Here is an 8,724-nt window from a genome sequence, read left to right on the forward strand (position 1 = left end):
CCTCTGTCGCTTCGCTGGAGCTCGGACCGAAACAGCGGCGACCGTCCCACCCGTTGTCGTTGCCCGCAGTGGAGGCGTGGCCCGGCCGTGTCACACGGTGGAGGCGCAGCCCGGCTGTGTCACACGGTGGAGGCGCGGCCCGGCCGTGTCACACGGTGGAGGCGCACCCCGGCTGTGTCACGCGGTGGGATGAGCGGCCTGAAGGGTGGCTGTCGTACACGCCCGCGAATGGCTGCGCCGTGTGTACGCCTACGCGCCCCGATTCCGCAAAGCTCACTACACTGGGGGGCATGACTTACCGTTTAGGAGGTGACCGCGCATGAGCATGCCCGCTTCGCCACTGGCAACACCCGACGTTGATGTGGACGTGGAGGTTGCGACCTCGGAGAACCTGCCGTGGATGTGCATCGTCTGGGATGACCCCGTCAACCTGATGAGCTACGTCACGCACGTGTTCATGACCATGCTGGGCTACTCGCGCAAGCGAGCCACGGAGCTCATGATGCAGGTACACACGGAGGGGAAAGCTGTTGTCTCCTCCGGCGAACGCGACAAGGTAGAAGCTGACGTCAAGAAAATGCACACAGCCGGGCTGTGGGCAACAATGCAGCAGGGGGGATAAATGGAAACGTGGAAGAAGAAAAAACCGTTCATGCGGCCCGCGCACTTTGAGACAGTGCTCGGCCCCATGGAGCGGGAAGTGCTCGGCAACCTCGCCTCCGTCGTCGCCGAGAAACTCATCGAACGCACACAAAGCGCACCCAAGGATCCGCTCGAGGAAATCACGGGCATGAGCTCCGGACACAAGGAGCCGCCGACCGATCCGGGGCTAGCCCGCCTCCTGCCCGATTTTCAGCGCGCCGAGGACGAAGAATTCGACGGCGACAATGCCCTCATGCGCAGCCTGACGGAGAACGACATCTGCCGGGCGAAGCTGGAAAACCTGCAGGTGATTGCGCAGAAGCTCGGTCCCGACGGCAACGTTGCTGTGCAGCTGACCCCGGAAGAAGCCAACCAGTGGGTGGCAGCCGTCAACGATATCCGTCTCTACATCGCCTCCTCCGCCCCAATGAACGGGACGGGCGAAGAGGATCGCCAGCGGCTCGTGGAGTGGCTGGCCTACCACCAGGACTCACTTTTGGAGGCCATGCTGTGATCCACGTAGGACACGCCACACTGGGGGACACAGGCTGCACGGTCATCGCGTGCCCGGAGGGGGCCTTGGCGGCCGTGGATGTTCGTGGTGGTGGCCCCGGCACCCGCGAAACGGACCTCCTGGAAGCCCACAACACAGTAGAAAAGGTGCACGCCATCGTCCTCTCCGGCGGTTCCGCCTTCGGTCTTGCCGCCGCCGACGGTGTCATGCTCGGGCTGGAGGAACGCGGCATCGGCTTTCCCGTCATCGACGGCGGGCCGGTGGTTCCGATCGTTCCCGCAGCCGTCATCTTCGACCTCTTCGTCGGCTCGTCTGCGCACCGCCCCACGCTTGTCGACGGTCAAACCGCCCTTTCCGCAGCCCTAGCCGCCGACGGTGACCCGGCGAAGGTAGACGTCGGCTCCGTGGGTGCCGGCACAGCAGCGACCGCAGGTAGGATCTCCGGCGGCTTCGGCACAGCCACCGTTTCTGCAGGAGAATACGAGGTCACGGCGTATATCGTCGCCAACCCCATGGGGGATGTTGTCGACCCTGCAACGCACTGCCTGTGGGACACAGATCTAAAGGTCGATTACGAAAAGTTCTCTGCCCTCACCCCGCCTCGCCCGAAGCTCAACACCACCATCGGCTGCGTGACAACGAACGCGCCGGTCGCGCCGGGGCAGCTGAAGCGCCTGGCGATGGTCGCCCACGACGGGCTCGCCCGCGCCGTCCGCCCGAGTCACTCGCCCCTCGACGGTGACACGATCTTCGCGCTAGCTGATCCCGTAGACCCCGGCGCATCCACAGGAATTGGCGCAGGCAATGGCCCAGACATCGATATGGTGACGCTGTGCGCGGCTAGTGCCGATGCGACTCAAAAGGCCATCCAGTGCGCGATCACCCATGCTGCGGGCACACACGGGCGGCTGGCGTTTCGGGACATCGCGTTGTAGACACCGCGCTGTAGACATCGCGTTGTGGACATCGCGTTGTGGACATCGCGTTGTAACGGCCTTGTAACCGCTTCCTAACCGGCTGCCGGGGGCCGGACATGGCTCCTCCGTGCGCCCCTTGTGCCCCTTGCGCCCTTAGCAGTGGGGACAGGCGGACGCGGGGCAGGGGTACCGACGCGGGTTGCTGTAGTACGTGGATGCGGTCATCATGCGCTATCGTTTACGGCGAAAGTTTTCATGGATATCTCGTGTAAAAGGACAGCGGTGCAGATGAATAGTTTTTCTTCCTCTGATAACCCCCGTGGCGGGTACCGCACACCCGGGTACACCAGCCAGTTTAATCAGTACGGACAGTCACCACTCGTGCCGGGCACGCCCGCGCCCGCACCCCAACAGCCCCGTCAACGGGGTGGCATCAAGGTTGGGCTGCGCATCGCGGTAGGGTTCGTCATCGTCATCTGGGCAGTATTCATCGCCACCTATCTCACTGGTGGGTTCCTGTCCAATTTCGGCATTCACCCGCTGGATCCCTCCTCACTGCCGTTCATCCTCACCTCCCCGCTGCTGCACGCCAATCTGTCACACATCATCTCCAACACGATGGCAGGGGCTGTGTTCGCATTCCTCGTCGGCTGCTCCGGCAAGCGGGTGTTCTGGGAAGTTACACTCATCTGCACCGTGATCGGTGGATTCGGAACGTGGGTATTTGGCGGAATCGGCACCAACCATATCGGTGCCTCCGGAGTCATCTACGGATGGCTCGCCTACCTCATCGTCCGAGGTATCTTCAACAAGTCCCTGCGAGAAATCCTCCTCGGTGTCGTTCTCGCATTCACCTATTCCGGTCTCATCTGGGGAGTCCTCCCCGCAGATCCGTCGGTGAGCTGGCAGGGCCACCTGTTCGGCGCAATCGGAGGGATTCTCTGTGGCATTTTCCTCACCTCCGATGACCCGATTCGCCCCGAAAAGACGGGGGTACAGCAGGGATGAGCCAAAAGGCAACCGGACGTGTTGTCGCCTGCTTATTCGCTGCCACCATGGCAGCCGGTGCGCTGACTGCGTGTCAGAACGCAACCACCCAGGCTCGCGTCACCACCGTGCCAGCACAGGTGGCTGACACGAGCCCCACCCCGGCGGAGATCGCTGTGGACGCGGCGATGGATGACGGCTTTGACGGGGAGTTCGGAGTCGTTGTCATTGACGGCTCAGGAACGTACGAGGCAGGTGATCTGGCCACAACCAACGCCTGGTCCACCATCAAGGTTCCGATCGTCCTCGCCGCTGTCGATGCCGATGCAGACCTGGCCGATAGCGACCTTGTTGAGGCGACGCTGCGCTGGTCCGATAATGACACGGCGTGGACGCTGTGGAAGACGCTGGGGAGCACGCCGGAAGAGCGCGCCGCAGCCGTCGAGGATGTGCTCGTTGCGTCGGGTGACACGGCGACGAAGGTAAAGATTGCCCCCAATGAACCCTACGGCGCAACCCAGTGGAGCCTGCGCCACCAGGCGAGGTTTATGTCCAACCTGCGCTGTTTGGACAATGCCGATGCCGCCCTCAATTACATGGGCGACGTTATCGACGAGCAGCGCTGGGGTCTCGGTGAGCTAAAGAACGCGGAGTTCAAGGGTGGCTGGGGTCCTGACGATGACGGCACGTACCAGGCCCGGCAGATGGGGATTGTGCCTGTTGCCGACGGAAGGGACGTGACAATCGTCCTTGCCACGAACGTGGAATCCGAGGAGTATCGCGAGGATGCGGAGGATGCGTTGTCGCGTGCAGTGAAGGCTCTCCGCCCGTATCTGAAACAGGCGGTGGGGCGCGACTGCGCCGTCACGTTCAGATCCTAAGAGGTACACATTTTAAGGTGGTAGTTGTGAAAAAAATTCTCGTAGCGCTGGCATGCGTGGCAACAGCAGCCACAGCGGTTCCGTCCGTCGCGTCCGCAGCCGTCGCCCAAGCCGATCTGGATCGGGTCGCCGCAGAAGTCACCGCTGAAACGGGGGTTCCCGTGGGTATCGCGCTTCACGACGCCTCGGGCACCCGGTCAGCGGGAACCATCACCGATTTCCCCGCCTACTCCACAGGCAAGGTTCCCCTGGCCATCGCCGCCCTGCGCCACAACCCAGCCCTTACAGGCGATGCCACCGCCGCGATCACCGTCTCCGATAACGCGGCTGCCGACAGGCTCTGGTCGGCACTCGGCGGCTGGCAGGCCACGGCCAAAGTCAACGCCGTGCTCCGCGATGGCGGGTCCACCACCGTAAACCCCGGCTGGTGGGCGATGCCTTCGTGGACTGTTGCTGACCAGGCAGCTTTCTTCGCAGCCATCCCATGCGTGGACAAAGGCCCAGAGGTGGAAGCCATGATGGGCAACGTCGTGGACTACCAGCGGTGGGCTTTCGGCGGCTTCCCCGGCGCGAAAATCAAGGGTGGCTGGCTACCAGAGCACGGATATTCCCTGCGCCAGGGCGCAATCCTCCCCGTGGGTGGGGGATGGGTGGGTGCCTCCGTCGCCGTCCGCACCCCGGATAACAACTTCACCCGCGCCTCCGACGCCGCCACCCGTGCAGCCAACAAGCTGCGCCCACTCCTGGATAGCTCCGAGCCACTCACGTGCGCAGGTCCCGTGCAGACGCAGGCGGCCCCCGGAGCGCCTACGGCACCCACAGCACCCGCCGTGCCGACCGGGCCCATCGGACACATCGCCATCCCTATCCCCGGCGCGGAGCCGCTCGTTGCCTGGGCGAACGGGCTCATCGATCAACTCAACGTCCAGCTGCGGAGGTTCATCTGATGGATGCACGGCCAATTGGAATCTTCGATTCCGGGGTCGGCGGGCTGACGGTTGCCCGCGCGATCGCGGATCAGCTGCCCCACGAGTCCATCCACTACCTGGGGGATACGGCGCACGCGCCCTACGGGCCGAGGACAGCAGATGAGGTGCGCGCACTGAGCACATCCGTTGCTGATCAGCTCGTCGCCCGGGACATCAAACTGTTGGTCATCGCCTGCAACACGGCAACAAGCGTGTTCCTCGATGAGGCGCGCGCACTCTACGATGTTCCCGTCCTCGGCGTCATCGAACCGGCGGTGCGCAGGGCGGTACAGGTGACCAAGAACGGCAAGGTTGCTGTTCTGGGGACGGTGGGCACCATCCGTTCCGGTGAGTACCAGCGGCAGATGGAAAGCTACGAGGGCGTCACGTGCTACGCCGCGCCCGCGCCCCGTTTTGTGGACTTTGTGGAACGGGGTATCACAACGGGCCGCCAGATCCTCGGTGTGGCGCAGGCGTATGTGTCGCCCCTGCAGGAGGCGGGGGTGGATACATGTGTCCTCGGCTGCACGCATTACCCCCTCCTGTCCGGAGTGATCCAGCTGGCGATCGGCGATCACGTCACACTCGTCAGTTCCTCGGAAGAAACAGCGAAGGCGGTGGTTCGCCTGCTCATGGAGGAGGACCTGCTCGCGCCGGAGGATGCGGAACCTGAGCGCAGGTACGAAACCACAGGGGACCCGCGTCTTTTTGCACAGTTAGCCAGTCGGTTCGTGGACACCGGCATCAACTGGTTTGAGATGTAGCGGGTAGACTTAGCGCCATGAAGCTGACGATCCTTGGGTGTACTGGTTCCGTGGGAAGCGCGGTGGGTCCGTCTTCCGGCTATCTTCTCCAGGACGGGGAGCGCCCGGCCATCGTCATGGATATCGGCTCCGGTGTCATGGCGGAGCTTGAGCGCCGCATAAACCCGGCCGATGCCCACGTCCTCTTCAGTCACCTGCACTCGGATCACTGCGCCGATTTCCCCAGCCTCCTGGTATGGCGGCGTTTCCACCCCACGCACAAGGCGGAGGGGCGGCATCTCCTGTTCGGCCCGCCGGAAACCCCGGAGCGCATGGGTAGGCTGATTAGCGATGACCCCGAGGGCATCGATGACATCACGGATACGTTCGCGTTCGGGCCGTGGCACGTGGGAACGAAGGAGATCGTCGAGGGCTTCACCGTCGAACCGTTCCATGCCATCCACCCGATTGACGCCTACGCACTGCGTCTCACGCACCGCCATTCGGGTACGGTTCTTGCCTACTCGGGTGACTCCTCCGCCACCGATGATCTCGTCGAGTGCGCACGCGATGCGGACCTGTTTATCTGCGAGGCAACATGGGGCGCGTCGAGCGCCGGAAAGCCCGCGGACATGCACATGTCCGGCGGTGAGGCGGGCGATATTGCGCGCCGGGCCCGTGCGAAGCGTCTGCTTATCACCCATATTCCGCCGTGGGGTGACCGCGAGGGTGCGGTCAGTGCTGCGAAGGCGGAGTTCCCCGGGGAGGTGCTCGTCGCGCGTCCCGGGTTAAGCTTGGAGCTATGAGTGAAACCTTTACCCGCGCGGATGGCCGCGCAACTGACGAGCTTCGAGAAGTAAAAATCACCCGCAACTTCACCACGAACCCGGCTGGGTCCGTACTGGTGGAGTTCGGTCGTACCCGGGTCATGTGTACGGCGAGCGTGCAGGAGGGCGTGCCCCGGTTCAAGAAGGATTCGGGCGAGGGGTGGCTGACGGCCGAGTACGCCATGCTCCCGGCCGCCACCAACGAGCGCAATCCGCGTGAGTCTGTCAAGGGCAAAGTTAAGGGGCGGACGCAGGAGATCTCCCGCCTCGTCGGCCGGTCCCTGCGGGCAGCGATCGACCTCACCAAACTGGGGGAGTACACCATCGCGCTGGACTGCGATGTCCTGCAGGCCGACGGTGGCACGCGCACGGCCTCCATCACGGGTGCGTACGTTGCGCTCGCTGATGCGCTGGCCTCCATCGACAAGACCGATGCGCTGCTCCCACCCGTCGCCGCTATCTCCGTGGGGCTTATCGACGGCCACCCGTGCCTCGACCTCCCGTACGAGGAGGACTCCCGCGCCGAGGTGGACATGAATATCATCATGAAGGAAAACGGCACGTTCGTGGAGATTCAGGGCACCGGCGAGCACGGTGACTTCTCCCGAGAGCAGCTGGGAACCCTCCTGGATCTTGGTGAAAAGGGCTGCCGGGAGCTCGTCGAAAAGCAAAAAGAGGCCCTCGCGTGATCCTCCTTGCCAGCCACAACGCGGCTAAAGTCGCAGAATTGAAGAGACTCACCGGCCTCGAGGTCGTCACCCCCGATTACCCCGAGCCCGTCGAGGACGGCCTGAGCTTTAAAGAAAACGCCCTCATCAAAGCCCGCGCCGGTGCCAAGGCCACCGGCCTTGTCACGCTTGCCGACGACTCCGGCCTCACCGTCGAGGCCCTAAACGGCATGCCGGGAATCCTCTCCGCCCGCTGGTCAGGCACCCACGGCGACGACGAAGCCAACAACAAGCTCCTCCTCGCCCAGCTCACCGACCTCCCCCGTGAGGCGGCGTTCGTCTGCTGCGTGGCACTTGTCACCCCCGATGGCGAGGAATACGTGGAGGAATGTCGCTGGCCCGGCACGATCGCTGCCGAACCCCGTGGTGAGAACGGCTTCGGCTATGACCCGATCTTTGTGCCCCACGACGGAAACGGAAAAACCTCCGCCGAATTAACGGCGGAGGAAAAAGACCGACTGTCCCACAGGGGCCAAGCGATGCGAAAGATCGCTACGCGTTTAGCTCAAATTTGTCAGTAACTTCCTTGCGGCGGTAATGCTCCGCCACGAAGGACAGGAACGGAATCGTGCCCGCAAGCGCGGTGAGGAAGGCCTTGGTCAAATCCCACCGTGCCTGCGTGGTGAGGTTCACCGTAGCCACGAGGTAAATGATGTAGAACAGGCCGTGGAGCGGGCCGATCGCCGAGGCCCAGGCCGGAATCTCCACGCCGAAGCCGTAATCGCAGATCATGCGCGTAACAAGGACGAGGAGCCACACACCCGTCACCCACGCGGCGATGGAATAGAAGCGCAGCGCCTTGGCCACACGTTTCTTCCTCTCGGGGTGAATCTTCTTAGTCGTCTCCGTCATGTCGATCCTTTCGTCGGCGAGGCGCAAACTTCTCGTTGTACGCCTCGATGTCTGTGTTGACTGGTGACGGCATCCACTCGGAGGACACCGTCGTCACCTTCTTTTTCCCCTTCTTCTCGGAGTGCTCCTCCTCCAGCTGCTCGAGTTCCTGGCCGAACTCGTCCTCGTTGAGGCGGTCGTTTTCGTAGTCCCGCACCTTGAGGTAGAAGAAAACGAGGAAGCCGCCGAAGATGGGCCACTGAATGGCATAGCCCAAGTTCTGCACGCTGCCGTCGGGGGAGATGTACCTCTGCCACTGCCAATACGCCGCGACCAGCGTGAACGCGACGCCGAGCGTGAGAAGAAGGATGTGGGAGAAGCGCACCTTGAACTTCTTTTTCCCAGTCATACTTTCGGATTATATCCGATTAGGTTTTTATCCCCTATTCGCGTTACTATATCTTTCGCCGTCGTACGTGTGAGACGGCAGGCGCCCGTGGCGGAATTGGCAGACGCGCTAGATTTAGGTTCTAGTGCCTTAGGGCGTGGGAGTTCAAGTCTCCCCGGGCGCACCAAACTGCACACTTTTCGTCAAAAGATCTGCGGAGCATTCGTTACCGCACAGACTCGCGCTTTAAGGGGTAGCGATTCCTGGGGGGTTAGCACGACAGACAAAAGGTACCGTT

Annotated in this window: 12 protein-coding genes and 1 tRNA gene; 11 read left to right on the plus strand and 2 right to left on the minus strand. The window is 62.9% G+C overall.

Annotation, left to right across the window (positions count from 1 at the left end):
* Positions 1–319 precede the first annotated feature (319 nt).
* From clpS to rdgB, 10 genes are all read left to right on the plus strand, one after another.
* On the plus strand, positions 320–622 hold the full coding sequence (gene clpS / locus HMPREF3044_RS00225) for an ATP-dependent Clp protease adapter ClpS (protein WP_005394293.1): 303 nt from the start codon (positions 320–322) through the stop codon (positions 620–622).
* Positions 623–1,156 (plus strand): DUF2017 domain-containing protein, encoded by a 534-nt coding sequence (locus tag HMPREF3044_RS00230; protein WP_070738893.1) that lies wholly within the window; start codon positions 623–625, stop codon positions 1,154–1,156.
* Entirely contained in the window at positions 1,153–2,091 is a 939-nt protein-coding gene (locus tag HMPREF3044_RS00235; protein WP_070738894.1) for a P1 family peptidase, read from the plus strand. The genes HMPREF3044_RS00230 and HMPREF3044_RS00235 overlap by 4 nt, the downstream gene beginning before the upstream one ends.
* A gap of 270 nt (positions 2,092–2,361) precedes the next feature.
* Entirely contained in the window at positions 2,362–3,081 is a 720-nt protein-coding gene (locus HMPREF3044_RS00240) for a rhomboid family intramembrane serine protease (protein WP_034989124.1), read from the plus strand.
* A complete protein-coding gene (locus HMPREF3044_RS00245) occupies positions 3,078–3,941 on the plus strand; it encodes a hypothetical protein (protein ID WP_070738895.1) in 864 nt (287 codons plus the stop codon). The genes HMPREF3044_RS00240 and HMPREF3044_RS00245 overlap by 4 nt, the downstream gene beginning before the upstream one ends.
* A gap of 26 nt (positions 3,942–3,967) precedes the next feature.
* The gene (locus tag HMPREF3044_RS00250; RefSeq protein ID WP_070738896.1) at positions 3,968–4,888 is read left to right on the plus strand and encodes a serine hydrolase; all 921 of its coding nucleotides are present in this window, start codon (positions 3,968–3,970) and stop codon (positions 4,886–4,888) included.
* Entirely contained in the window at positions 4,888–5,673 is a 786-nt protein-coding gene (murI, locus tag HMPREF3044_RS00255; protein WP_005388980.1) for a glutamate racemase, read from the plus strand. Before HMPREF3044_RS00250 ends, murI begins: the two co-directional genes overlap by 1 nt.
* A gap of 17 nt (positions 5,674–5,690) precedes the next feature.
* Positions 5,691–6,458: an MBL fold metallo-hydrolase gene (locus HMPREF3044_RS00260; protein ID WP_070738897.1), complete on the plus strand. Its 768-nt coding sequence runs from the start codon at positions 5,691–5,693 to the stop codon at positions 6,456–6,458.
* On the plus strand, positions 6,455–7,168 hold the full coding sequence (rph, locus tag HMPREF3044_RS00265) for a ribonuclease PH (protein ID WP_005388982.1): 714 nt from the start codon (positions 6,455–6,457) through the stop codon (positions 7,166–7,168). Before HMPREF3044_RS00260 ends, rph begins: the two co-directional genes overlap by 4 nt.
* Complete coding sequence (gene rdgB, locus HMPREF3044_RS00270) at positions 7,165–7,728, plus strand: RdgB/HAM1 family non-canonical purine NTP pyrophosphatase (RefSeq protein ID WP_070738898.1); 564 nt, start codon at positions 7,165–7,167, stop codon at positions 7,726–7,728. Before rph ends, rdgB begins: the two co-directional genes overlap by 4 nt.
* On the opposite strand, the gene HMPREF3044_RS00275 is transcribed toward rdgB, so the two are convergent.
* The gene (locus HMPREF3044_RS00275) at positions 7,700–8,059 is read right to left on the minus strand and encodes a DUF3817 domain-containing protein (RefSeq protein ID WP_070738899.1); all 360 of its coding nucleotides are present in this window, start codon (positions 8,057–8,059) and stop codon (positions 7,700–7,702) included. The genes rdgB and HMPREF3044_RS00275 overlap by 29 nt on opposite strands.
* Complete coding sequence (locus HMPREF3044_RS00280; protein WP_070738900.1) at positions 8,043–8,447, minus strand: hypothetical protein; 405 nt, start codon at positions 8,445–8,447, stop codon at positions 8,043–8,045. The genes HMPREF3044_RS00275 and HMPREF3044_RS00280 overlap by 17 nt, the downstream gene beginning before the upstream one ends.
* A gap of 81 nt (positions 8,448–8,528) precedes the next feature.
* On the opposite strand from HMPREF3044_RS00280, the gene HMPREF3044_RS00285 reads away from it, so the two are divergent.
* Positions 8,529–8,613 (plus strand) — tRNA-Leu (locus HMPREF3044_RS00285).
* Positions 8,614–8,724: the final 111 nt, after the last annotated feature.

It is taken from the genome of Corynebacterium sp. HMSC073D01, from assembly GCF_001815555.1.
Taxonomy (GTDB): Bacteria; Actinomycetota; Actinomycetes; order Mycobacteriales; family Mycobacteriaceae; genus Corynebacterium; species Corynebacterium glucuronolyticum.

Bases quoted from the DNA above. Each gene is read 5' to 3' on its own strand.
- clpS (WP_005394293.1), top strand. From the start codon at position 320: ATGAGCATGCCCGCTTCGCCACTGGCAACACCCGACGTTGATGTGGAC.
- HMPREF3044_RS00230 (WP_070738893.1), top strand. From the start codon at position 623: ATGGAAACGTGGAAGAAGAAAAAACCGTTCATGCGGCCCGCGCACTTT.
- HMPREF3044_RS00240 (WP_034989124.1), top strand. From the start codon at position 2,362: ATGAATAGTTTTTCTTCCTCTGATAACCCCCGTGGCGGGTACCGCACA.
- HMPREF3044_RS00245 (WP_070738895.1), top strand. From the start codon at position 3,078: ATGAGCCAAAAGGCAACCGGACGTGTTGTCGCCTGCTTATTCGCTGCC.
- murI (WP_005388980.1), top strand. From the start codon at position 4,888: ATGGATGCACGGCCAATTGGAATCTTCGATTCCGGGGTCGGCGGGCTG.
- HMPREF3044_RS00260 (WP_070738897.1), top strand. From the start codon at position 5,691: ATGAAGCTGACGATCCTTGGGTGTACTGGTTCCGTGGGAAGCGCGGTG.
- rph (WP_005388982.1), top strand. From the start codon at position 6,455: ATGAGTGAAACCTTTACCCGCGCGGATGGCCGCGCAACTGACGAGCTT.
- HMPREF3044_RS00275 (WP_070738899.1), bottom strand. From the start codon at position 8,059: ATGACGGAGACGACTAAGAAGATTCACCCCGAGAGGAAGAAACGTGTG.
- HMPREF3044_RS00280 (WP_070738900.1), bottom strand. From the start codon at position 8,447: ATGACTGGGAAAAAGAAGTTCAAGGTGCGCTTCTCCCACATCCTTCTT.